At 38.3% G+C, this 24,005-nt stretch carries 24 protein-coding genes; 1 reads left to right on the forward strand and 23 read right to left on the reverse strand.

Going from position 1 to position 24,005, the window contains the following annotated elements; all coding sequences use genetic code 11:
* Positions 1-153 precede the first annotated feature (153 nt).
* The 23 genes from BALCAV_RS10755 to BALCAV_RS10865 all read right to left on the reverse strand — a co-directional run bounded on the left by BALCAV_RS10755 (position 154) and on the right by BALCAV_RS10865 (position 22,195).
* Positions 154-2,694, reverse strand: coding sequence for a hypothetical protein (locus BALCAV_RS10755; RefSeq protein WP_003322780.1), 2,541 nt, complete (start codon positions 2,692-2,694; stop codon positions 154-156).
* A gap of 82 nt (positions 2,695-2,776) precedes the next feature.
* Positions 2,777-3,376: a hypothetical protein gene (locus BALCAV_RS10760; RefSeq protein WP_003322778.1), complete on the reverse strand. Its 600-nt coding sequence runs from the start codon at positions 3,374-3,376 to the stop codon at positions 2,777-2,779.
* Positions 3,377-3,636: 260 nt separating this feature from the next.
* Complete coding sequence (locus tag BALCAV_RS10765) at positions 3,637-4,659, reverse strand: hypothetical protein (RefSeq protein WP_003322776.1); 1,023 nt, start codon at positions 4,657-4,659, stop codon at positions 3,637-3,639.
* A gap of 267 nt (positions 4,660-4,926) precedes the next feature.
* Entirely contained in the window at positions 4,927-5,124 is a 198-nt protein-coding gene (locus BALCAV_RS10770; RefSeq protein ID WP_003322775.1) for a hypothetical protein, read from the reverse strand.
* Between the two features lie 107 nt (positions 5,125-5,231).
* A complete protein-coding gene (locus BALCAV_RS10775; protein WP_003322774.1) occupies positions 5,232-5,531 on the reverse strand; it encodes a DUF960 family protein in 300 nt (99 codons plus the stop codon).
* Positions 5,524-5,922 carry a hypothetical protein gene (locus BALCAV_RS10780; RefSeq protein WP_003322773.1) on the reverse strand — a complete coding sequence of 133 codons (399 nt, stop codon included), beginning with the start codon at positions 5,920-5,922 and terminating at the stop codon, positions 5,524-5,526. The genes BALCAV_RS10775 and BALCAV_RS10780 overlap by 8 nt, the downstream gene beginning before the upstream one ends.
* A 15-nt stretch (positions 5,923-5,937) precedes the next feature.
* A complete protein-coding gene (locus BALCAV_RS10785) occupies positions 5,938-6,813 on the reverse strand; it encodes a tyrosine-type recombinase/integrase (RefSeq protein ID WP_003322772.1) in 876 nt (291 codons plus the stop codon).
* A 503-nt stretch (positions 6,814-7,316) separates the two neighbouring features.
* Complete coding sequence (locus BALCAV_RS21185; RefSeq protein ID WP_003322771.1) at positions 7,317-7,640, reverse strand: hypothetical protein; 324 nt, start codon at positions 7,638-7,640, stop codon at positions 7,317-7,319.
* 13 nt (positions 7,641-7,653) lie between these two features.
* On the reverse strand, positions 7,654-8,148 hold the full coding sequence (locus tag BALCAV_RS10795) for a JAB domain-containing protein (RefSeq protein WP_003322770.1): 495 nt from the start codon (positions 8,146-8,148) through the stop codon (positions 7,654-7,656).
* A 265-nt stretch (positions 8,149-8,413) separates the two neighbouring features.
* Positions 8,414-9,175 carry a hypothetical protein gene (locus tag BALCAV_RS10800; protein WP_003322769.1) on the reverse strand — a complete coding sequence of 254 codons (762 nt, stop codon included), beginning with the start codon at positions 9,173-9,175 and terminating at the stop codon, positions 8,414-8,416.
* Positions 9,176-9,309: 134 nt separating this feature from the next.
* Positions 9,310-11,316, reverse strand: a complete 2,007-nt coding sequence (locus tag BALCAV_RS23265; RefSeq protein ID WP_040323888.1) for a flagellin N-terminal helical domain-containing protein — start codon at positions 11,314-11,316, stop codon at positions 9,310-9,312.
* 373 nt (positions 11,317-11,689) lie between these two features.
* A complete protein-coding gene (locus BALCAV_RS21190; protein WP_003322482.1) occupies positions 11,690-12,310 on the reverse strand; it encodes a response regulator transcription factor in 621 nt (206 codons plus the stop codon).
* Positions 12,311-13,075: 765 nt separating this feature from the next.
* Positions 13,076-13,300, reverse strand: coding sequence for a carbon storage regulator CsrA (csrA, locus tag BALCAV_RS10815; protein WP_003322483.1), 225 nt, complete (start codon positions 13,298-13,300; stop codon positions 13,076-13,078).
* Between the two features lies 1 nt (position 13,301).
* Entirely contained in the window at positions 13,302-13,748 is a 447-nt protein-coding gene (gene fliW, locus BALCAV_RS10820; protein WP_003322484.1) for a flagellar assembly protein FliW, read from the reverse strand.
* A 286-nt stretch (positions 13,749-14,034) separates the two neighbouring features.
* The gene (locus BALCAV_RS10825) at positions 14,035-14,619 is read right to left on the reverse strand and encodes a DUF6470 family protein (RefSeq protein ID WP_003322485.1); all 585 of its coding nucleotides are present in this window, start codon (positions 14,617-14,619) and stop codon (positions 14,035-14,037) included.
* A gap of 45 nt (positions 14,620-14,664) precedes the next feature.
* A complete protein-coding gene (flgL, locus tag BALCAV_RS10830; RefSeq protein ID WP_003322486.1) occupies positions 14,665-15,843 on the reverse strand; it encodes a flagellar hook-associated protein FlgL in 1,179 nt (392 codons plus the stop codon).
* 12 nt (positions 15,844-15,855) lie between these two features.
* A complete protein-coding gene (flgK, locus tag BALCAV_RS10835; RefSeq protein WP_003322487.1) occupies positions 15,856-17,523 on the reverse strand; it encodes a flagellar hook-associated protein FlgK in 1,668 nt (555 codons plus the stop codon).
* A 20-nt stretch (positions 17,524-17,543) separates the two neighbouring features.
* Positions 17,544-18,041 (reverse strand): flagellar protein FlgN, encoded by a 498-nt coding sequence (locus tag BALCAV_RS10840; RefSeq protein WP_040323889.1) that lies wholly within the window; start codon positions 18,039-18,041, stop codon positions 17,544-17,546.
* 12 nt (positions 18,042-18,053) lie between these two features.
* Positions 18,054-18,320, reverse strand: coding sequence for a flagellar biosynthesis anti-sigma factor FlgM (gene flgM / locus BALCAV_RS10845; RefSeq protein ID WP_003322490.1), 267 nt, complete (start codon positions 18,318-18,320; stop codon positions 18,054-18,056).
* A 72-nt stretch (positions 18,321-18,392) separates the two neighbouring features.
* Positions 18,393-18,818, reverse strand: coding sequence for a TIGR03826 family flagellar region protein (locus BALCAV_RS10850; RefSeq protein ID WP_003322491.1), 426 nt, complete (start codon positions 18,816-18,818; stop codon positions 18,393-18,395).
* A 199-nt stretch (positions 18,819-19,017) separates the two neighbouring features.
* A complete protein-coding gene (locus BALCAV_RS10855; RefSeq protein WP_003322492.1) occupies positions 19,018-19,728 on the reverse strand; it encodes a ComF family protein in 711 nt (236 codons plus the stop codon).
* Positions 19,725-21,221 (reverse strand): DEAD/DEAH box helicase, encoded by a 1,497-nt coding sequence (locus BALCAV_RS10860; protein WP_003322493.1) that lies wholly within the window; start codon positions 21,219-21,221, stop codon positions 19,725-19,727. The genes BALCAV_RS10855 and BALCAV_RS10860 overlap by 4 nt, the downstream gene beginning before the upstream one ends.
* A 119-nt stretch (positions 21,222-21,340) precedes the next feature.
* Positions 21,341-22,195, reverse strand: a complete 855-nt coding sequence (locus BALCAV_RS10865) for a DegV family protein (protein WP_003322494.1) — start codon at positions 22,193-22,195, stop codon at positions 21,341-21,343.
* 705 nt (positions 22,196-22,900) lie between these two features.
* Between BALCAV_RS10865 and BALCAV_RS10870 the strand changes: the two genes are divergently transcribed.
* On the forward strand, positions 22,901-23,818 hold the full coding sequence (locus BALCAV_RS10870) for a nuclease-related domain-containing protein (RefSeq protein WP_040323890.1): 918 nt from the start codon (positions 22,901-22,903) through the stop codon (positions 23,816-23,818).
* Positions 23,819-24,005 lie beyond the last annotated feature (187 nt).

The following is a 24,005-nucleotide window of genomic DNA, read 5'->3' on the forward strand; positions in this document are numbered from 1 at the left end:
GGTATATAATATATGGATATAAAATAAGTTAATCCAATTTCTGTAAATTGTTTTGTCCCCTAAATACCGTCAGTGCCGTCAGTACCATCAATGGACGGTAAGGACAACACTGCCGACAAAAATGGGTCAAGTTGGTGGTTAGCCCGCAATCAACTAGGCTAGATCTTCCTCAAAATCATAGTCATCATCTTCGTCATGGAGAGGACGGTGTAATGCTTTTTCACCTGTTCCGCCTTCTTGTTTCATCTCAACATGCTTTTCTAAGGTGATTTTCTTAAAGTCTCCTGCATGGCGAATGTCATAATAGATCCCGATCTCTTCTAGGTTGGACTTCACTTCTTTGAGACGTTTGCTGAGAACATTGGCATCTTTCGCCCATGTTTTGACTCTGGTGTTGATCCGTTCTCTCTCGGCTGTTCTTTCTAGCTCTTTTAGAAGTGAGGACACACTTCCTGACCAATTCGACGTATTTTTGAGCAGTGCGATCACTGCAGCCGCTACTGGATGAGAGGCTAAAGCTTCCTCATTCGCTGTGTCTTGGTTACTCAGATAGGCTTTACGGAATTCATCTCCTCCTAAGCCAAGAACTTCTGCAATGGCATAACCCCAATACGTGAAGTCTGCCATTCTTCCAACCTCTTCTAGCTCAGTCTCATCATATTGAGGGATGGCTTCTGAGATGCCATTGAAGATAGCACCTAAAAACTTAGGTATATCTGCTTCAAATGACTTCCATATCGTTCTCTCAGACTGTCTTTCTGATTTAGGGATTCTTTCTAATTCTAAAACGATGGAACGATCAAGTAAGTCAGGTCTAGTTGCAACAATGTTAATACCATTCAAAGAAACACTTCTTTTGAATCTTAGAATGGTCTCATCACTATCCGTGTAAAGTGTTCTTTTCGTAAAAGCCCCACCAGTCGCAGCCATACAAAGCATGTCACTTTTCTCAGCTGATAATGTGTCTAGGTTGTCAAAGCAAGGCATATAGTTGTTGGAAAGGACAATTGCTAAATCTGATTTTGATGTCGGCATGGACAAGAGATCCTGCATGGCTGGATCAACAATTCGCTTGACCATTCTCATCGTGGTTGACTTGGCGGCTCCTTTTTCGCCAAAGAGTACGAGAATGACATGAGCAATCTCTGGTAAAAAACAACTCACTAGATAGGTTGTAAACAGAACTGTGTCAGAATGCTTTTTGAAACGAAAGTGCTTTTTCACAAGATCGAATAGCTGATTAGGCTGCACCGCAAAGTCTGGCTCCACCTGTTCTTTCATGTTTCGATTACGTGTAAAAAGAATAGGTGGATTCTCCTCGATCCAGCAACCTTCTTCGTTGACTTTCACTACTCGCCAGTCAGAGTCACAAAGATCATAGTAGAAACTTCCATCCTCCTCAGCAATCCGCTTTTGGAGCGTCCTTTCATCATTATCATCAGAAAAAATAGCTTTCATCTCTAGCACCTTTAGGGCTTGACTTATTGCGTCACTACCAGGAGCTGAGTTCGTATGCTCAAAGTACAGCTTCGTTAGGTACAGCTTGAACTTTTGGCTTTTCATCTCCATCACTTCCCAATGTCCATTCTTTTGAATGGCAACAAAAGGCTCTTCGATGTCGTTTCTAAAGTATTGAAAGTTTTCCGCTAGTTTGATGATAATGTCTGATTGTTTTTCTTCTTCTCCAACTGAAGTAACTTCATCTTCTTGCACTAAATCACGCAAGGACTTCCAGTTCTCACCACTACAAGTATTATGATGGCATCCAGCAGCTAGTCCTCCACTGTCGTATTGTATGATGTAGGCAGAATTGTCTGTATGGTCACTGTTCCATGGGCATGTACCGAGAATATACTTTGTGGCATTCCCACCATAGGCAGCACTATAGGCTAGATCTAGATTATGCTTTTGAATGAACTCATTCACATCTAACGTTTTTCCTTTAGCAACTTTCTTTGAAGGTTTCTCTTCTTTAGGCTTTTTAGCAGCAATCTTTTGGATCTGACTTTGACTTATCCCATTCAATTGGGCAGGTACTTTTACAATTTTGGACCAACGATGTGGACGATCTGTTGTATTATCACCTTTACATGCTTTTGTACCGTAGAACTTGACGATTCTAGATGGGTTGTAAGTCGTCACATCTACTTGAGCCTTGTCTGTTGAGTAGAGAAAATCCAATGCTGCTAAAAAAGCTTTGATCATTTCAACATTTCCCTTCGTATTATCTAGGTCAACTGCTAGCAACATATGATAGCCATTCCCACTGTCTGCCACAACGGGTTCTGAAAAGCCCTCTTCCATTAGATCTTTTCTAATCTTTTTTACCAATTCTAGAGCGGATTTCTTTTCGTCCTCTGAGGACGAAATACCACTAGCTCTCATGGGATCAATGTCAATCAAGATTTTCTGTATTCTTTCGATATCACCATCTTGACTAGACGTTTTCGCATACGTTTGTAAGCGGTTCTTGCATCTAGCTAGTAGTTCTTTTTTTACTGGATTCAACGTAATGTAGATGTCATACTTTCCGATGTACTTCTTCACGGCTTGTACTAGTGAATCATGGTCATCAAAGTAGCCTGAGATTGTTCCTTTGTCTGTTTTGAGAATACGAACCTCTATTACTTCATTGTCCTTTTTCAATTTTTCTAATGTGCTTAGTAGTTCTGATTGCTTTGTTCCATCAATCATGACCAATTTTCCCCCTTCATTTTTACTCCCTTGTAGACGATTCGTTCCGTCTACAAGGGAAATCGTTTCTTATTTCCTTCTTTTAAATATCATCCAAATCAATGTCATCTTCATCATCTAGTTGAACTTCGTCAAACTCTTCCTCATCATCTAGGTCTAAATCGGTTGAATCGTTGCTAAACAATTTTTCTGAGGCGTTGATTCGTTCTTCTGCAGCCTTAGCTAAAGCCTTTTTTCTAATTGCTTCTTTAGTTGGCTTTGGCTTTTTCTTTACCTTTTCTGTCTTATCTCTTTTGATGCTGACGATGTTAGAGTACACTTCTCCGTCTTTTTCAACATTCTCAACAATGACTTGAACAGGAATGCCTACTAGGTCATCAAGATCAATCGATTCCCCAGGAGCTGGTAAGCAATCAAGCTTTTCTAACAACTTAATCATTTTCCCTTTTTTACTCCATGAATAGTTAGGAGCAATATAGAGATCAACCATTTCGCCTTCATCATCTTCAATCTCAACTTTGATATTTAGAACCACACGTTTACCATCATCTGAGAATTGGCTATCCCTTTCAGCCAGTTCAGCAAAAGTTGTAATCCCTTTGTAGGAGCCATCATCAACATTTCTTTTGTTCCCTTCTGGTCTTGCTAGTACATTTCTTACTGCTAAATCTTCTAATCTCATTTTTCATTCCTCCAGTGATTTTTTGTCTCCACTTTGCCCCGTTTTTACCGTCAGTACGGTCGATGTCGTCAAGGATTGCTCGCACTGTCAACACTGACAGTAATTTAGGGTTAGGAGAGTGTTTTTAGGAGTTGCTTCTCCTGTGAAACTAGTTCTAAGTATAAGTTGGAAAAGTGCTTTTCCCTCTGGAAAAAAAACCGTGTATTTCATTAAAAACAAAAAAGAACAAACCTTTTTAAGTTCGCTCTTCCCATTAGTCTTCACTTATCTTTTTCGTTCCCTTGTTTAATTTCATCCATGACTATGCTAAATGTTTGACTAGAAAAATCTCTTCGCAACACAAAATCGTTTTCAAAACGCTTCGGATCGACATAGCTGTTAAAGTAGATTAAATCCTGCTCATCGAAAACTACATCTTCATTTTGTTGAAAATACATTAATAATATCCACTTAATAAAGTTGGTGATAGAATCGATTTCTTGAATGAATGCATGGAATTTGTAAGGCGGTAGTTCTTTCACTAAATCGATATACGTTTTCCACTGCTGTACCATTGGCATGTTTGTTGCATACAACAATAGCTGTAGCCTAGCTTTTCTCTCTTCATCTGTTAAACTTAAATTTTTCGATTGAACCATATTTTCATATTCTTTGCAAATTGACTTTAGCGTATGTAATTTCAGATGTTTCTCAATCAAGTAGTGATGCAGTTGCTTTTCATCCATTGTCAGATTCTGTTCAGTTATACTATCATTCAAATGCTCTGAAAATAGCTTGTAGTTCGTAAAGGTAATATTATGAATGTTATTTTTTAGTATTCGTTGATACACTGTATTTAGTGGATCTTTTGTTGCCTTTAGATCCATCAAGGTCGGCATTTCACCAATTACTTGAAAATCATGAATTGTAATAGGCGTTTCGAAACGGTTACCTCTTGATCCTTTTTCAGATTCTGCCTGTTTTCTAATCTCTGCCTCTGCTTTTGTTTTATGGTTAAGTGCATTAAATCGGTTAATCGCATTTCTTAGCGTATTATGAAATATTTTATATTCTTCCTCGTCAGTGATAACTACCTTTTTGTAGGAGGTTGAATATGCTTCATCATGCCGTAGATACTGATTCATACTCATTTTTTTACTAGAAATCGGATTTCTCATCTTGATAAAAGCAATCAAATGATAGGTCACAAATTCCATGAAATCTTCTAATGGTATATAAAAATTAGCTCCAGGATTATTATTTTGAGCTAGCAAAGTGGCTTCTTTCACTTTTTCGTATAACATGATTCTCACTTCCTTTTTTGTGAACATTGAGCTACTGCCATTCAAGCGTATCTTTTCTACCGTATGTACCATCAGTATAGCACCACTTACATTGTTAGCAAGAACATTACTCCTTATGATCTGTTTTTACCGTCAGTACCGTCCTTGCCGACATACTCTGTCAAGACTGACAGGACTGACGCCAAACATGACAAAAAAAATGCCCCAATCTCCAACTTAGGAGATTAGGGTTTATTGATGAAAATTGCTACAAATTAATGTCACTTACTATAAAATATTATATTTCTTCAGTAGGTCAGCCACTGCTTCATTAACCACTTTCTTCACGCTTATGCCTGCTTTTTTTAGCCTCATGACTTCTTCGTACAGTTCTGACTCTAGGTAGGTCGTGATTCGCACATCTTCTCTTTCTTCTGGACGCTTTAGTAATTGCTTCATTTCTGTTGGTACTTGTTTGTTCTCCATGCTTTTTCCTCCCATGTTGTAGACGTTTTTATTTAATTTATTGTTTATTTTTTTATCTGCTTTTTTGTCTACTTTTCATTTTCTCCTTATATTTAGTATTCATGGGTTTAGTAGTCTTCTGGAAACAAAATTATCACATGATCGACTTGGTCCATTGCCCAGACTGTTCTGGAAATAGCCTTAGTTTCCTTCAACGCTACAAAAATTTGCGTTTCTCGATGTGGTTGTTCCTGTTTTTGTCTAAGCAGCTGCTTCTTCCCTGTGATGCTGAACTCAAACACTTGGAGATAATCCTTAAGCATTTCATGATTCTCATGAAAATATTGAACCATGAAATGCTTATGTTCATCTGGTAACTCTTCTGCCACTGCTCTTGTCATGTAAAGCGGTTTCGTTGACTCAAACATGAAAGTCACCTAACCCTTCATTCCATTCAGCGTGTTCTTGAAAAAATTGCTCTGTATCTTCAGAATGAATTCCAACTAAGGTATAAATGAGTTGGAATTCATGTTCGATTCGCCTAGCTATGCGGTAGAATTCAATTCCACCATGTTTATGCTTTTCTACGTACTCAAGATCCATTGAATCAGGATCTAACCACGCTAGTACATTGTCACCTTTTTCTAATAGAATGATAGCTTCCTGGCTTGGTAATCGAAAGGCTACTAGTTCATCATCTCTTCCAGTTGCTTCGTACAATGTTAGGAAATCTTGTTCAATCACTGCCACTAATTCATTTGGTGCAACTTTTTCAGCTTTTAACCATTCTAAATCATTTATTGTTTGAATGATCCTCATTTCCTTTGCTCCTTCCTAAAGTAAATCAACAGCTCTTTGCTTTTCCTCTCTTGATGTTTGAATATAGAATTTTGCGGTCATGTTTACTGTGGCATGACCAGCCAATTTGCTTACAGTTGTGAGGTCAACTCCTTTCTTTAGAAGCCTTGTGCAGAAGGTGTGGCGGAACAAGTGTGGGTGCAGCTTGAATCCTAGTTCATTAGAAATCTTCGCTAGCCAATCACGAACGGCATCTCTATGCATCTTTGGGGCTCTTTGACTTACTAGTAGATACTCACTATCCTGAAATTTGGATGCCACTCGTTCACCTTTCATGTACTGATTGATCAGTTCAAGAACGTCCTTTCTCATGCTGATTTCTCTTATCTTTCCCCCTTTTCCCTGAACCGTGAGCATGTGGGTGAGGAACTCGATGTCGCTAAGCTTGATGTTGATGAGTTCTGACACCCGAACTCCTGTGTACAAAAGTAAGTAAACAATCAGCTTATTTCTCATTGTCACTTTCCTAGAAACCTCTAGGTAAAAAAGAAGCTGTTCAACCTCTTTGTCTGACAGTGCAGTCACCACATGCTCACTGCCTGCAGCGATCATAACTCGATCACGTTTCATGTGTATGAAGGATTCACTAACCATTCCTTTCATTCTAAGAAAATCATTGTAGACTTTGAGACTGTTGATTTTCTTGTTGATTGTTGCAATGGCAAAGCCTTCGTCTAAGAGATACTGCTTGTACCTGACAAATGCAAAACGGGAAAGCAGCTGGTTCTCGTCAGCCACTTTCTCATTTAGGTATTTCTGGAATCCTTGCACATCTCCAACGTAGGACTGAATCGTTGCTTGTACCTTTCCTTCCTCATGGAGCCACTGTTCAAATTCTTGGACTAGGTTCATACAAATTCAACTCCTAATATACAAAAATCCATTGATGCCTGAGTTAGCACCAATGGATTTAGTTCTTGACGATCTCAATGATTGATTTGATTGTACAAAGCGGACATTCACAATGGCATGAGCATGGAAATATCATTATCATCTTTTCCACCTTCCCTTCGTTTTTTAGTTCTTACTAGTCATCATTGGTTAGATCCTTGATGACTTCTGTTGCTACCGCCACAAGAATGGTTGCTGCGATTTTTCCCCACATTCGACCTCACTCCTCTCTCCTTTTTTGTCCCCCACGTATCGTCAGTTGCGACTGTACCGACAATTGACGGTTTTGCCACCATTGACGCTATTTTAGGGACAACGGTATGACTCATGTCAGTACTATATTTACGTCGTGAGTTTTTTCTGAACTAATTCTACTGTAATACTTGGTAATGCTAAGTTTTACTAATTCATACCTAGCATGACGAAGTTTTGTCGTGAGCTAGTCTTTAGTTTTGTCGGCAGTTTCACTTCAAATCCAATTCTAACGGTATACCCGATTCCACCAGTTTTCCATCTAGTGAGCAAACAGCGGTGTACCATTTTGATGAGGTGTCGTTGTCTGCAACAATACAAAAGATCCACTCCTGATCTTGGTCATCTTCATAGCTTGTCGTAATGAACAAAAGGGGATCAGGTAAAGCTTTTAGTGTTTCTGCTGGAATTAGTTCAGGGTAAATTTCTTCATGATACAAGGTGACTGCCTCCCAGATGTTCTCATTGTACTCAATTACAAGGTTTTGCTTTCTTTCCATGTAACTCACAAACAACATTGTAGCCTTATCTATCACTTTCTCACTCCTCCTAGATGTGCCCTTTTTCTTTGAGTGATACATACTTTTCATCACAGACAACCAAGTGATCAAGCAATTCAATCCCTAGCACCTTACCTGCTTCTGCTAGTCGTTTGGTAACTTCCACATCTTCTCGACTTGGAGTTGGATCTTGTGAAGGATGGTTGTGTGCTACAATAATTGATGCACTATTGCTCAAAATAGCTGCTTTCATGACCTCCCTTGGATGTACGATGGATGAGTTTAGGCTTCCAACATGACAAACGTTAATCGCTGTTGGCTGATTCTTTGTGTCTAAGCAAACGACAATGAATTGCTCTCTGTCAGAATCTACTAAGATTGGCTTCAGTAGATTGTATGCATCATCTGGTGATGTAATCTTTCGTTCCTTGTACAACAGACTCGACTCCCTTACCATCCTTAGACTAACAATGTTTACTCGCTTGGCTGGTTGCACCTTCTCTTCATTCAATTGTAACTGTTTACTGTACTCATTCTTCCTCACTTTACATTCCTCCTAAAATAGAAATAGCCCCTACTTCCACAATAGGAAGTAGGGGCAGGTTGCTTGTTTCTTGGGCATCTAGTGCTCATAGAACAAACGATCATAGTTATAATATATAGTTAAAGGTTAAGTTGGTACAGGTTTAGGAGGAATGTTGTTTTGTGTAGAATACTTGTCATGCCTAGTTGGACTTTGTGGAATTGCCCCGATTTCCATAGAGGAGGCATATTAGTAGATTCGAGGGCTGACCCTTGATCTATAAAAATTATTTATTTTCAATCGACAAATACTTAAGGCTCCTAACATCATCGATAACAGTCACACTTGGGACTCCATTTTTACCTATATTACCAAAATATAGGTTAAATCCTGATTTATTTTCCTTGATAAAGGTTTCGCTAAAACAATTCTTATGATAACAAATTCTAAATTCTCTTTGATTGTGATACAAACCTTTTCTTTTTAATAAATAACCAATTCTAGGATCTTCATCATACTCTCGCTCTTCAAAAATAGGATCTTCCTCTATACCTTGGTAATGAACGTAATTAGCCCAAGAATACCCTTCTTTACCTTGTTCTCTTATTAAACCATCTAACAAGTCCTGAACTCCATGAAAAACCGCGATTTTCCTACCCGAGAATTCATTATCAAAGACATTCAATATACTTTTGGGAATTGTATTATTTTCAAACTCATCCAAAGTAATATAAAAAAAGCTACATATATACACTTCTTTCATCCAAGCATATATTTTTGCTAAATATTCCTTGTCAAAACCACTATCTTGACCTTTATTAATATTCAAAAAATTATCTTTCGGTTTGTTAGGAGAAATATAATAGCCTTCTAAAGTGTCTCCAAATAGATCATTCTTAGTTTCTCTACCAATTTTTCTGAATACTTCTGCGTTTGTAAAATATAGTAATTGATTTTCTATATCCTTAACGTACTTTTCTTCATTTCTTATACCTTTTAAGAGAAGAATTTGTTTGTCGAAATCTTCCTCTAGTCTTTTCCTGTTCATTTTCATTCCTCCATATAGTCCACTAGTACTAAATCTCTCGTTAGTTTACTATTAGATGAATCTATTTATCAAATAGTTCTATGTAAAAAGAGACCCTAGCATAACTAGAGTCTCCCTTAAATTGAATATTAAAATTATCCAAGTAACTGTAATACAGCTTGTGGAGCTTGGTTCGCTTGTGCAAGCATTGCTTGAGAAGCTTGAGAAAGAATGTTGTTCTTCGTCATTTCCATAACTTCACGAGCCATGTCTACGTCACGGATACGAGATTCTGCAGCTTGTAAGTTTTCAGCAGAGTTGTTTAAGTTAGAGATTGTGTGCTCTAAACGGTTTTGAACTGCACCAAGTGAAGAACGTTGCTTAGACACAGACTCAATCGCATTGTTAATGCTAGTGATTGCTGCTTCTGCACCTTCACGAGTTGAAAGGTCAACATCAGCAACACCAAGAGCATCTGCACGCATATCTTCAATTGTTAATTTGATTGTTTGTCCTTGGTTAGCACCAATTTGGAAGCTCACTCCGCCACCTTGAGTAGCACTGCTTTGATTAGCTAATCCCAATAACTGAGATGCTTCACTGTTATCAAATTTAATACTGCTTGTTGCTTTATCTGAACCGCTTTGTACAACAAACGCTCCGTCTTGAACAGAAACAGTAACATTATTTACTCTTTCAGAAGCTGGTACAGTTTCATTGTAAGAAGCAATTGCAGCATTGATGTCATTTTGGATATGTTGAGCATAGCTGTTCATTGAATCTCCTTGAGAAGGATCATTAGAACCAACTGCTCCCCAAGTTACATTGATAGCCTTACCGTCAATTGTAACCACTGACGTATCCGCATTTGCGTTACCGCCCCCAGTCATAGCACCAGTTTGAGCTGCAGCAGTAACTCCAGTAGCAGTAACAAAGTCCCCAGTTCCTGTAACTGTAAACTCTGAGTAATCTACACCGTCAATTGTTCCTAATCCTTGAACAAGTGATTCAATATCAGTAACTGTATTATTGGATGCTTCAGTTCCCATTGCAATAGTTAAAACGCCATCAATGATACTTGCTGTAGGTGCAGCACCATCTCCAACTGTTGTTGCAATATCAATGTTCCCTTTTTCACCTGCTGCTGTAGTCCCAGTAATTGTTAGTTCATGTCCATCTGTAAAGGTTAAAGTACCTTCTGCAACTTCTGTTCCATTAATAGCCGCTACATTTGCTGCACCAGCAGTTGTAAATTGACCATCAGTACCTGAAACAGAATGTGTTGTAGCAGAAGAAACGTCTAAACCTGCGATCTCCCATAAATTATTTGCTCCAGTAGTAGCTACTGTCGTTGCAACACCAGAGTTAGCTCCCGTTGATCCTGATTCAATCGAAATTTGATCGTCAGCAGCTGTTACAGATACATGTTTAACATCCGTACCATACTTTGAGTTATAAGCATCAATACCTTCATTAATTTGGCTTTGTAAATAGGTAGCAAAACTTGCACCTGTTGTATCTCCAGCCGTGGCTTGTAAGCCAGATTGCGTTACATTAAAATCAATTTTAGCTCCGTCAACAGTAATTGTTTGCGTAGCATCATTAATAGCAGAAGTTACATCACTGATCTTAGCGGTACCATCATTAAAATCAACTGCTCCAGCCAACTTAGCAGCCGTTGCCTTACCTAATCCTTCAGTCAACACCGCTGCATTATCAACACCAGGAGCTTTCTTCGCACCAATTGATCCATCCACTAACTTCTGTGTATTGAACTCAGTAGTATTACCAATGCGATCAATCTCTTCTTTTAATTGGTTAATCTCATCTTGGATTGCATTACGGTCAACTTCTACGTTTGTATCGTTTGAAGCTTGAGTCGCTAATTCACGCATACGTTGAAGAATGTTGTGCGTTTCTTGAAGAGCACCCTCTGCTGTCTGAATCATCGAAATACCATCTTGAGCATTACGAGAAGCTTGGTCCAAACCGCGAATTTGTGCACGCATTTTTTCAGAGATTGATAGACCAGCTGCATCATCAGCTGCTTGGTTAATTCGAAGACCTGTAGCAAGCTTAGACATTGAGTTTTGTCCTGCAGCTTGGTTGATTCCCATCTGACGGTACGTGTTCATTGCTGGGATATTGTTGTTGATAATCATTTACATTTCCTCCTTGAGTTTGCTCCGCCCACGTCCTTGTGGTTGGATATTGTTATTTTTGTTTGAAACGAATCAGTTGAAATGCCGGCCACATTTCTTCTGCTTGTCCCTACATTACTTATATCGACATTGTGTTTGGGATGTTTAATGTTTTTTTCACTTTTTTTATGATTTTTTTCTTAGGGGGTTTCTAGGTCTTAAGTTATGGATGTTTCTTGTCGAACGTGAAATGATACACGTTTTTATGAGTCTTTTTATAATTTCGTCAAGTACCGAATTCTTCTTTTTTCAATATATTGAAAAAAGACACTAAGAGATTTCCCTCAATGTCTAAATACGTTTCATTTTATTTATTCCAGTTTATTGTTTAAACTCAGCCTCTGTTAACATAACCATTTTTGAACATTCGATTAATTAGTTGGAGTTTACTTGACACTTTTAATTTTCGTTTTATCGCTTCTACATAACCCGTTACAGTGTATGGGGATAGATAAATCTTTTCGGCGATTTCTTTAATGGAAAACCCTTCAATCATTAAACTAAGTACGATGCCCTCAGTCTCTGTAAATACTTCTTTCGCCTTTGGTGTGAGGCTAAATAACTCTGTTTCAAGTTCAGAACCTGAGTGCTGCTGTACGGTTTTTAATACTTCCTGTTGATATGCTTGGTCAATATATTGCTGACAAGACTTCGCTGAGTGCAGCTTTTGAATCAGTATAGAAAATTGATCTGAATACTTAAAAATATGAACTCTTGAAAATTTTAATAAAAGCTTTTGCATATATTGACTTTGGTCATCAAATAAAATGACATAGAGTTGTTCGTTGTCTTTAATACTAACGTTCTCAATGATTGTCTCTAATTCCCGATGGCAAATAATCTGGACTGACTCGATGGATTCATTAATAAATTCTGTATATAGCTTCGTTTTTAAATTTCTCTCGCTACATAAAATACTTACTTGTCGTTCTCGCAGTGATTGTACAGAATCCACTAGCCCTCTCCTCCTTGTTATCTTAATATATATATTTTCAAAAAAGTTAAAACACTATCGTGATTATGACTCCAACTGCTCCCTAAGTCTCATTCTTACCATCACACTTTACTATAATGAATGTACTACTAACAGAAGTATGTGTGAATAGGTCTTTTTCATAGATAGATAGACCCAATCCGTTCATTATTTAGAACAAAATTGACATTTTCAAGAATAATTCACTCCTTAAATACCAAAATTTTAATTTTTTCTGTTCGATTAGTTGCATTTTATTAATACTCTAATATTTTCCCAGAAAAGTATTAATCTGTTTATGCGCATTTAACCAAAAAAAGTTTGTTTCTCCATCAAATTTTGTCAGTATCACACAAGGACTTTATACCCATCCATTCTATGAAACGAACAAAAAAGATCGAAAATTGTTGTTTGTTGTCGCTCTCATTGGATAAATTGGGAGAAAAAACAAACGAAAATGGGTTGAAATGGAAATCGAATGAATAGTCTAATAACCTGGAATGAGATGAGTGCAACGAAAATTACTATATACGAAATGTTAGAAATTAGTGGGATTAGGTGTCATTTTATTAAAACTTATTTGATTTCAATTACATAATGTTGCTAATTTTATCTTATTAAACTTCTAGTCGCTTGTAAATTGGTATTTGTACCGATTATTTTTTGAAAAAAGGAGAATATTTCTCCAAAAATGTTACCTTTGTGCCAAACAAAACAGACTACATCTTTTGTAGCCTGCTTATTTGCCTACTTGTTGTGAATAAATGATTTTAGGCTCTCTAAAGAAACTGTTTTGACAGCTTCATGATTTTCTGTTTGAATCGCTAAATAAATTTCCTTACGATGAATTTCAATGTGTTTTGGGGCTTGAATACCTAGTTTCACTTGTTCTCCTTCAATTGCAAGAATCGTAATTTCAATATCGTCGCCTATTTGAATGGCTTCATTTTTTTTTCTAGAAAGCACAAGCATATTAGCGGTCCCCTTTCATAGCAGGCTGCTGAAAAATAGGTTGCTTCGTTCGATAAGTGGAATCACTCATCATAAATTGTTTTCCTTGTTTCGTCACAGTATTTAAAATGAGCGGTGCCTGTAAATTAGCGGTCGTTTCATGGAAAGGCTCTTGAATGGTCAAAAACACAAAAATCGCAACATCCTCTTCTTTTGCTATTTGTAATGAATCAATAAGTGAATCTGGTAGTTTCACCTTATAGTTATGGACATATGGAAAAGGATCAACACATATAAAGGCAACATCCGCCGTTTTTATTGATTGTAAAACAAAAAATGGAGTGCCTTCTTCAAGTGAGATAAGAGCAAATTCTTTTTCCTCTTCAAAAGCTGGAATTCCTTTGTCAAAGTGGAACAGTTGATTAGCATCTACTTCCACTTCTCCGTTATATTTTGTTCGTATGTACATGACAACACTTCCTTATATAAAATCATCATCACTAGTTCGTTTATGGAATAAATTCATTGTAGCATATCCTCTTTTATGAGGTATCGACCTAAATTTGGGAAAAAGTAAAAAGTCTGGAGTGATTATGTAAAAGATTGAGAGAAAAACAGGATGGTAAAGCGAATAAGCTCTATTTGGAGAAATGGCGAGTAGGAGACTGGTAGTATTTGTAGGTTGAGCTAAACTGATTTATACAGTATGACATTTATTGTCGAAGGATCATGAGTGATACATTTGATACTACTCTCTACATCCCCCGATCAATATGTCCACCGACTACATCAAATATGATCTGGTTCTTCTGCTTTAAATATACATCTGACTGCCATTTTGCCATTTGAATAATCGGATCGTTTTTTTGGACATGAATATCTATATGCCCATTTGGCACGTCATAATGGACCGTACTAGGTTGATAAGAAAACCTCACGCGGTCTAAACCTTTTGGCATATAAGCGATTTGACTACTTGGAGGAGGAGAAGTGGTTGTTTGTCTCGCAATATTAGCGATCGCATTTTGACCTGTGTGAATCGCCGCTAACTGCTTCCCTTCGCCTACTTTTTTCGCAATATAAGAATAAACCGAACTGATCATTTTCCCATAAAATTCAGAAGAAAACCTTAAAGGGTGTTTGAGATTAGCATCGGCAAATGCTTCCGTTTGGTCGATGTGAAGCCGACTTGGTGTTGTTTGAATTTGGATAATTTCGTTGATTTTTTGGTCAATATGCATATCGGCTTGACGTTGCTTGATTTGCACAGGGGGTTCGTTTTTTTGGATCGCGATTTGAGCATGGACTTGATTAATTCTTATACTCGGCATTTGCATCATTAAAACTTCCCCTCTGTACGTATTTAAAAACCTTTCACAGCAATCTTATCTTAAAAAGTCTAATAAGGATGGTTGCATAATTCTCGCTCCGGCTGCTAAAGCCGCGTTATGGATATTTTCCTGGATGACTAGATTCATAATAACTTCTTCCATATCAACATCTTCGTTATCAGACATCATTTTCTTCGCGCTGATTTCTTGATCAAGAATGCGGTTCTCAATCATCTCGACACGATTTGTCCTCGCCCCAAGCTCAGCTCGTTGGGAAACAAAATGATCGATATGGGCAAAAAATTCATCAATATAGCCCGTTAGTTCTTCACCCGTGACAGAACCATCTTCTAGTGCTTGCTCAAGGCGAATAATATCGCCAAATAATTGGTTGCTAAACACATCATTTGGATTGATGTTCACTTGGACTTTGACACCATTTAAAAGCTCAATTTCAACGGGCTGTGAATTAGCTGAAACAGCGTCCTTGCTCGCAATAACTAAATCGTTTGTTCGAACGTTACTCGTAGTCGCTTCACCTGTTTCACGGTTCGGCTGTGAAAACGTGATTTCTCCACCTTCCGTCACTTTCAACTGGAACGCATTTTCTTCAAAACCTTCCTCGCCGTAAGCTGGATTTCCAATTTGCTTCACGTCTTGAAAGATTAATTGACCAGACTCTTCATCTTCCCCAACTACTTCAAAGGTTCTACCTCCATGAATCAATTGAAAACCTTCGAGATTTGTTTCCCCCTCAAATAGTGAAGAGATTGGCAAGTTCATATTATCTGAATTAATGACAGGTGGAGACATTGTATCTGTCCCATTAAAAATATACTTAGTACCTGATTTTGTATTGGCAATCGACTCTAAGTGAAGACGTAACTGCTTAATTTCTTTGGCTATATTCGCTCGTTCACTCGCATCATAGGAATCATTCGACGCTTGAGTTGCTAGATCGCGAATTCGTTTTAACGTTTCGGTCGCTTCATCGAGTGCCGAATCAGCTGTATCCATCCAATGATACACTTCGCTTAAATTACGCTTAAATTGGGTAACCTCCGCGACTTGCGAGCGATAGAGCATTCCTTTCATCGCAACTACTGGATCTTGTGAAGCACGGGTAATTTTTTTCTGAGTCGCCATTTGATCAGACAACATCCCGAGCTTCTGGTAACTTTGATTAATATTGCGAAGTGTATTATGAGAAATCATCGTTGGTGTTACACGCATTTCTTATTCCTCCTATCTACCGACAAGGCCCATTCTATTAATAATTGTATCTAACATCTCATCGACCATTGTAATATTTCGTGCCGCAGCACTATAGGCATGCTGATATTGGATCATTAACGTCAACTCTTCATCCAAAGAGACGTTACTAACGGATTGGCGGTTGTAGTCAACACTTGAGAGAAGGTTGGCTGAGTTCGCAAGCATTCGCCCAGCTTCTTTTGTATCAACGGCCATTTTCCCTATCAACCCTTGGTAAAAACCACCAATCGTTGCGATTTTCGTTCCAAAATGAAGTTGCATTTTTTTGGCATCCGCTAATAGAGCCGCGTTGGAAGCATCGCCAGGAAACGCTTTAGGAACACCCTCTTTAAAGTTTCCATCATTCCCTAAAAACTGAATAAGCTCTTCATAATTTCCAGCTTCTAGTGCTTGTTTATACAGCCGTTCATATTCATCTTTATCAACTAAAGCTTCCTTATTGACACCAGCCGCTGCAATATTGTCAATACTATCATTAAGATTTTCAGCCACGATTAATCGTGCGGCAGCTCCTTTTTTCGGATCGGTTTCATCTGGGGCACCAGGTTTAAAGTCAAAAAACAATCCCCCTTGATGGACTTCCCCATTAATATCAGGCAAAGTAAAACCAATTTGATGAATTTGATTTATTCTCTCGGCAAATACCCAAGCCATTTCATCTAGTTCCGCTAACATATCTGGATACGTCCCTTTGACCTCTCCACTCTCCGTCACATATCCCAATGCCTCAACAATTCCTTTTAATGCTCCATTAGACATCTCTTCAAACGAAAAAGATTGTGTACCGAAATTCATCGAAACAAAATGTCCATCCTCATCACTCTCGATTTCTAACTGCTGAAGATCATTGTGATCAGCACCATTCACAAGCTGATGCTTTGTTCCATTTGCATCGACAAAATAAAGGGTTACAGCACCTTCTGCAGCTGAGTTCGGTTGGCCTTTGCTTTCCATCCGTTCTGTTGAGATGTTAATATAACCAGAGATTTCATCCAATAAGCGGTCCTGTTCATCATATAAGTCATTCGGTACATACCCATGTGGCTCAACATCACGAATTTGTTTATTAACATTATTTAATTGCGTTAAGAGCGAATTTAAATCTTTTGTATTCACTTCTAGCTCATTTTGATAATCACTTTGAACTTGTGTGAGCGAATCAGATAAATAATTAAACGTTTCGGTTAAAGCTTTCGCCGTTTCTCGAATGACTGAGCGTTCTCCAGATTCAGCAGGGTTCATCACTAAATCTTGAAAGGCTGACCAAAAAGACTCGATTTGTGCAGCTAAACCATCTGTTGATGGCTCATTTAAAATCGACTCCATCTTTTCAAACGCTAGATAACGAGAATTCCAATACCCTGTCTTATTGTTTTCATTACGAAATTGTACATCTAAAAACTGATCTCTTACCCGTTGAATCGACCCTGCTTTAACCCCTGTTCCCATCGAACCAGGGATGGCTGGGCTATTCATACCGGCAGAAGGATACGCTTCTGTTGTTTGGAAATTAACCCGCTGTCTTGAATACCCTTGCGTATTCGCATTCGCGACATTGTGTCCTAATGTATAAAGGGCTTTTTGCTGCGTCATTAATGCACGACGAGCCGTTTCTAATCCTGTAAATGTCGATAGCATCGTTTCTCGCTCCTTCGCTTTTACGCTCTTGAATCAAAAATGGAATGCTCTCCATTTTCGTATCCATTACCATTTTGTGGTTTTCGTTGATACTGCATCTCAGATAACTGAGGCGAGAGCACATCAAGCGAGAAATGGACAAACTTCATCGATTCTTGAATTAGCTCCTCATTATGCTCATTCACCTTTTTTAATTCTAAAATCTGCTCAAGAAGTAACTGTTGCAAGCTCTGGAGTCCTTCTCGGTCACTCGGTTCCACTTCTGCTATTAAATCTGTCATCGTCGGTTCTAGCAATGGTTTGTTCCTCGTCTCAAAAAAGCTCTTCACTTCTTTAACCCTAACCATTTCCGTTATTCTAAGTTTTTGGATCGCTTTTGCTTCTTCTCGCACTACTAGTTCCAAATCTTTCATTCGATTTTCTTTAATGAGCTCCGTCTTATTCACAGCGATTTCTAGCAACTGTTGCTGTACTTCAACAAGTTGACTTAACGCTTGTTTAATTTTTTCAATCATCATCTGCTCCCTCTTTTAGAATTTATCATTCCAATAATCATAAAAAGCTTGAGCGACTTTCTCTGGATTGACTTTATATTCGCCACGTTCCACTTGTTTCTTAAGTTCGTCTACACGTACTTGACGTTCCGTAATAAGAGGGTTTGTTTGCTGCAATTTCAAAGCCTCTGTGGAGATTTGTAATTGATCACGCTGCAACGCCTTTTTTGGAGTTGCTCCCATTTTCTCTACTGGTTTTTGATAGCTATAATTTGCGACGCGACGGTATGGATTAATTTCCAAACTGAACACCTTCTTTCTAGCTTCACATTCTCTTATTTCTTTTATCGGATTATTACCGTTAATCTTTATTAGTTAATCACGCTCAATTTCAATCGAACGATATGTCTGATAAGAACGTTTTTCCTCTTCTTTCATCTTTTGTTTTAATTGCTCCTCACGCTCGATTTGATCAAGTCCCTTTGTAATTTGACCACGACAATCGCTACAAATTCTTCCCTCATTAATCGATTCCCCACATGATTCACATGGATAACCAAGGTTTGGAAACTGTGTCGTCAACAATCTTCCTTCACGAATAAACTGATGCATCATCTCATAGGAAACACCGGTATACTCATGCACCTCTTGTACGGTTGCCATTCGATTTTCTTTTTTGCTCATATAGGTTTTCACTTTCATAAAGCAGTCTTCCTGCTCTTTAAAACAAGGGTTACAAATCGGCCGTAATGCCTTTACAAATAAGGCCCCACACTTCGGACAATTGGTCAGATCTCTCATCTTCCCTACTCCTCCCAAACGGATGTATCTCTTTAGTTTTATTTATGACTTTATAGTAATATAAAATATATTCAGCTAGCTACATTTTGAATCTTCATATTGGTAACGAAGCATCGTTCGGAACAGGACATCACGATGAACTTTCTGAGCGATTTTCTTTCATTAGAAAAATAAAATCTACTTTTTCAATCGCTTAGTCTTACCTAGCAATCGTCAAGGAAACAACTTGTTTTGCTCCTGCTTGCTTTAATGTCTTAGCAGCTTGTCTTAATGTTGTCCCCGTAGTATAAATATCGTCCACTAAGACAATTTTGTTTAGCTTTTCGGCTAAGAAGATGTTGGCATCCAGTTCAAACGGGTTATCCCCAAACGACCGTATCCGATTTTGGCGTGTTTTTTTGCTTTGTTTCTCACGATTTTTCCTCTTCAAATGAAGACAAATACAGTCTTGCGGCCAATTCTGAAGAAGCAATTCAGTTTGATTAAAGGTTCGCTCTTGCAAACGTTCCTGACTTAAAGGGATGGACATCACTTGAAACCCTCGAAACTTTTTTTCATAAAGAGCGAGTAGTTTGGGAGCAAAAAACGTGGCCATCATGGCATCTCCACGATATTTATACGTCGCCAAAAGCTCTTTCATAAATCCATTATAATGATAGAGAGAGTGATTTTCATTTAATAAAAGCCTTGTTGCTGACTGCTGTTCCCAGCGGTAACAATCAAAACAAACATCTTTAAAACGGTTTGTCTCCATTAACTGCCGTGAACAAATTTGACAACGATTCCCTTCCAGCGGTTTTAACTGTGATAAACACCGCTCACAAATTGGCTCTCTTTTTTGGTTGAGTAGTACAGAAAACCAACTCGGGACGTCTTTATAAGCATTTCGACAAAATAAACATTCACTCATAAGCCCCCACCTTCCTGATTCATCCTTTTGATTTGTTGAATGGCCCGTTTCATCGCTAACGACTTCCCATAATGAAAAAAACAAACATCACCACTTGGGAAGTGTGGGTCTCGCCCTACTCGCCCCGCAATTTGTACAAGTGCCGCTTCATTAAAAACACCATTTTCTGCTCCTAATACCGCGACAGCGACATTCGAAATCGTCACACCACGTTCTAAAATAGTTGTCGTCACTAGTAATGGAATCTCTCCTGAACGAAACGAGTTGACTGCCTGGTGCCGCGTTTTCGCACTTGCATGAACCGCTCCGTGTACCATTCCTTCCTTTGTCAAAATCGCCGAGACTTTCTCCAGAGCAAAAATGGTTGGCACAAACAACAGAACAGGCTGGTGTTGATGGCTGATTAACCATTTTTTTAGACGAGCCGGCAACTTTCCTTTTTTCATCCTCTTTTGCCAATCCCCTCCCCAAACCATCGTAGGAACTGGTAAAGGATGACCATGAAATCGTTTCGGAATTTTGGTAACCTCAAGCGATTTTTGTCTCAGCAGTTCTCGACTAGGAGTCGCACTTAAATAAACGAGGGGGTAATTCTCTTTACGAGCACGTCGAACGGCAAACTGCAAACTCTTATCAAAGGAATATGGAAACGCATCGACTTCATCAACAATAATAAAATCAAAAGACCGCTCATACCGCAAAATTTGATGAGTAGTAGCTATTACAAAATCCGCATATTCATCTCGGTCCTCGCTTCCACCAAATAACGCCGCGATTTTTATCGAAGGAAAAGCACTTTTGAACCTCGGCACAAGCTCCTTCACCACATCCGTCCTCGGTGTCGCCAGCAACGCTCGTCCCCCTTTTTCAAAAACCTCCTCCAACCCATTAAAGACAATTTCCGTTTTCCCTGCCCCACAAACCGCCCAAATGAGACCACGCTTCTGCTCTCGAATCCACTCACCAATCGCTACCGATGCCCTTTCTTGTCCTAACGATAAACGCCCGTCCCATTTTAAGGTGTTCGGCTTCTGCCGTTGTGGTGGGACCAAGCCAATCCAGCGGTAGAGCTTCTGACAGCTTTGCACCTTCCCTAACGAAAGACAATGACGACAATACAAACATAACTGCCCACACAGTGCACAAGGATGCTGGCCAAACTCACTTTTCTTTTGATTATTACAACGCACGCAAACCAATTTACCTCCCTTTTTAATCATGGCAGAAATGGCTTCGATTTTATTTTCATTAATAAGTTGCTGGAGTTTTTCTTCAGAAAGGGGGAGTTCTCGTTTTAATAACAGTTTTCCATAGAGATAGGGCTCACTTTTTTTGGGGACTAAAGATTGCTCAGGTTCTAACGTCGGTATTGTGTGTGGAATGAGGTCAGGAATAGGAGGGTGAAAAGAAACTTCCTGGTTCTTGGCGTTAGTGACATACAGCCTTTGAGCTTTTTCTGTTTTGAGGGAGTCGAGTGGTGGTGGAACTTTCATCAAATTCACCTCGATTAGGGGATTTTTAATATAGGAGGAAGGATAACTATAAAAAGACTGCATGTCCGATTTCTGGATGCATACAGTCTTGTTGAATAATCAAATTTAAATAATAGTAATTAGTTCACTGTTTGTGACCAAGTAACCCCGATACTGCCTTGTCCTAAATGCGTACCGATAACTGGTCCAAAATAACTTAATTCAAAATCAACGGTTGGGAAACTCGCTTTAAAATCTTCCAATAACTTTGTGGCTTCCTCTTCACAATTAGCGTGAATGATCGTCACTTGGAATTGCCCACCTTCAGACACTTCCTGCTCAAGCATCGTTTTAATCTTTGCAAAAGCTTTTTTCTCTGTTCTCACCTTTTCAAAAGGAACAATTTTCCCATCAACAAAGTGAAGAATTGGCTTAATTTTTAAAAGGTTGCCGACAAATAACTGTGCAGTATTTAAACGACCACCGCGATGTAAGTGATTCAAATCATCGACCACGAAGTAAGCACGAATCGTTTCTCTCACTTTATTTAAATGCTCAATAATTTCTTCCGCATTTTTACCCTCGTCTGCCAAACGAACCGCTTCTAATACAACTCGTGCCTGTGGTGAACAACTAATCGCCGAATCAAAACCAATGACCTCAATCGATTCGACCATATCACCAGCAGCAACAGCCGATTGATAAGTCCCACTAATTTTACTAGATAAGTGAATTGAAACGACTTGCTCATAGCCTTCTTTAGCAAGTTCTTCAAATAACTCAACAAATTGCCCAATTGCAGGTTGTGAAGTAGTTGGTAATTCCTTAATCTGTTCCATCTTAGAATAAAATTCTTCTGTTGCAATGTCTAATTCCTCTTGAAAAGAATCTTGTCCAAACACAACATTAAGTGGAACCATGTGAATACCGAGCTGATCTCGTAATTCTTTTGGAAGATAAGCTGTACTATCTGTCACTATCGCTACTTTTCTCATCTTAATAGTCCTCACTTTTTCTCTCATATTGTCTTACTTTTCTCTCTTCCCATTTTCCGAAAGCTGTCAATCTATCTCATCTAAATGTACCTTGAATCACGACTACTTTCAAGACTTATTGATTAGTTCTTTTATTTTTTTAAACTACCGTACTCTAAGTGTAATAGCTCGCTGATTTCTTGAACTATTTCAGGCTTTTAGTACCTTAATTTGGACTGACTGGCTTTTTTATTACTTATTCCTGGTTTTTCGCACCGTAATTTGGACTGGCTGGCTTTTTTATTACTTATTACTGGTTATTCGCACCGTAATTTGGACTGGCTGGTTTTTTTATTACTTATTCCTAGTTTTTCGCACCGTATTTTTCGCTGACTGGCTTTTTTATTACTTATTACTGGTTTTTCGCTCCCTAATTTTTACTGGCTGGCTTTTTTATTACTTATTACTGGTTTTTCGCTCCCTAATTTTCACTGGCTGGCTTTTTTATTACCTATTACTTGTTTTTCACACCGTAATTTGGACAGCTCGGCTTTTTCATTACTTATCCACAGTCTTTCGCACCCTAATCGCCACAATCCAGATTTTTCATTACTAATTCTCCACAAACTAAAAACTATGTGATATTTTCGCACATACTTGAGCTACTATCTAGTTAAATTTTGTATAATTTAATTATCATTACAGTTTGGAGGTGCCATTCATTAAATGATTCTTAAACAACGAAAGGAGTCTTCTGAATTACTACTCCAAAGAGTACTCAGCTGGAGGCTCAAGTCTTTTAGTGCAAAAGATCATAGGCGTTTATTTAAAATGGAAAAGGGCTTTGCTGGGGAACAAGCTTTTGATAACTGGGCCGTTCAGCTCCCTAAAGATTGGCTGCAAATTCAGGACCTCTGGCTTCAAAAAGATGATTCCCCGTTTCAAATCGACTCTCTTGTCATTTCACCCACTTTTCTTTTCCTTTTTGAAGTTAAAAATTACGAAGGTGATTATGAATACAAAGATCAGCGTTTTTATTCGCTTAATAGCTCCGAGGTTAAAAACCCACTTAATCAACTTGAAAGAAATGAATCCTTATTAAGACAATGGTTTCAGCTTCACAATATCAAACATCCTCAAATTACCTCTTTTATTATTTTCATTAACCCTAATTTTTATTTATTCCTACCAAGACCGAAATCCCCTACTTTTGTCTTTCCTAACCAACTCAACCGATTTCTCGAAAAACTTACTCAACAAACTGGCTCTATCAATCAGTCACATAAAAATATAGCAAGTCAATTGCTTTCCTCTCAACTTTCAGAGTCTCCCTTTTTTAAACAGCCCACTTTTAAAGAAAGAGAGTACAAAAATGGCCTTTATTGTAAATATTGTTTTTCCTTTAATCTTTCTCCTCTCGGCCGAATGACCAAATGTAGAAATTGTTTTAAAACAGAGAAGCTCCACCAATCCATATCAAGAAGCATAGAAGACTATCAAACTTTGTTCCCCAATTCTTTTATAACCACAAACAAAATATATGATTGGTGCAACATCCCTACTATTAATAAAAGAAGCATTGGTCGAATTTTAACAACCAACTATAAACGAATTGGACAAACTAAAGGTGCCTATTATATCTAAAAAACTTTCAAATCCCATTTAATAAATGCCAGTTGTAAAAGCGAAGATCACTCCCCTCTCATTCACCCTCAAACAGTGACCTATTAATAGGCACAGGTTGAGGGTCTTTTTTTCGCTCCTTAATTTCCCCGACACGCAATTTTGATTACTTATTCACCACTTTTCGCACCGTAATTTCCTATAGCAC

The organism is Alkalihalobacillus alcalophilus ATCC 27647 = CGMCC 1.3604, assembly GCF_000292245.2.
GTDB classification, from domain to species: Bacteria; Bacillota; Bacilli; order Bacillales; family Bacillaceae_D; genus Alkalihalobacillus; species Alkalihalobacillus alcalophilus.

Bases quoted from the DNA above. Each gene is read 5' to 3' on its own strand.
- BALCAV_RS10775 (WP_003322774.1), bottom strand. From the start codon at position 5,531: ATGTTTGAGTCAACGAAACCGCTTTACATGACAAGAGCAGTGGCAGAA.
- BALCAV_RS10765 (WP_003322776.1), bottom strand. From the start codon at position 4,659: ATGTTATACGAAAAAGTGAAAGAAGCCACTTTGCTAGCTCAAAATAAT.
- BALCAV_RS10860 (WP_003322493.1), bottom strand. From the start codon at position 21,221: ATGAAAGTTCCACCACCACTCGACTCCCTCAAAACAGAAAAAGCTCAA.
- BALCAV_RS10870 (WP_040323890.1), top strand. From the start codon at position 22,901: ATGATTCTTAAACAACGAAAGGAGTCTTCTGAATTACTACTCCAAAGA.
- BALCAV_RS10760 (WP_003322778.1), bottom strand. From the start codon at position 3,376: ATGAGATTAGAAGATTTAGCAGTAAGAAATGTACTAGCAAGACCAGAA.
- csrA (WP_003322483.1), bottom strand. From the start codon at position 13,300: ATGCTTGTGCTTTCTAGAAAAAAAAATGAAGCCATTCAAATAGGCGAC.
- BALCAV_RS10770 (WP_003322775.1), bottom strand. From the start codon at position 5,124: ATGGAGAACAAACAAGTACCAACAGAAATGAAGCAATTACTAAAGCGT.
- BALCAV_RS10865 (WP_003322494.1), bottom strand. From the start codon at position 22,195: ATGAGAAAAGTAGCGATAGTGACAGATAGTACAGCTTATCTTCCAAAA.
- BALCAV_RS10785 (WP_003322772.1), bottom strand. From the start codon at position 6,813: ATGAACCTAGTCCAAGAATTTGAACAGTGGCTCCATGAGGAAGGAAAG.
- BALCAV_RS10850 (WP_003322491.1), bottom strand. From the start codon at position 18,818: ATGAGAGATCTGACCAATTGTCCGAAGTGTGGGGCCTTATTTGTAAAG.
- flgK (WP_003322487.1), bottom strand. From the start codon at position 17,523: ATGCTATCGACATTTACAGGATTAGAAACGGCTCGTCGTGCATTAATG.
- BALCAV_RS10840 (WP_040323889.1), bottom strand. From the start codon at position 18,041: ATGATGATTGAAAAAATTAAACAAGCGTTAAGTCAACTTGTTGAAGTA.
- BALCAV_RS10800 (WP_003322769.1), bottom strand. From the start codon at position 9,175: ATGAACAGGAAAAGACTAGAGGAAGATTTCGACAAACAAATTCTTCTC.
- BALCAV_RS10755 (WP_003322780.1), bottom strand. From the start codon at position 2,694: ATGATTGATGGAACAAAGCAATCAGAACTACTAAGCACATTAGAAAAA.
- BALCAV_RS10780 (WP_003322773.1), bottom strand. From the start codon at position 5,922: ATGAGGATCATTCAAACAATAAATGATTTAGAATGGTTAAAAGCTGAA.
- BALCAV_RS23265 (WP_040323888.1), bottom strand. From the start codon at position 11,316: ATGATTATCAACAACAATATCCCAGCAATGAACACGTACCGTCAGATG.
- BALCAV_RS10855 (WP_003322492.1), bottom strand. From the start codon at position 19,728: ATGAGTGAATGTTTATTTTGTCGAAATGCTTATAAAGACGTCCCGAGT.
- flgL (WP_003322486.1), bottom strand. From the start codon at position 15,843: ATGCGTGTAACACCAACGATGATTTCTCATAATACACTTCGCAATATT.
- BALCAV_RS10825 (WP_003322485.1), bottom strand. From the start codon at position 14,619: ATGATGCAAATGCCGAGTATAAGAATTAATCAAGTCCATGCTCAAATC.
- fliW (WP_003322484.1), bottom strand. From the start codon at position 13,748: ATGTACATACGAACAAAATATAACGGAGAAGTGGAAGTAGATGCTAAT.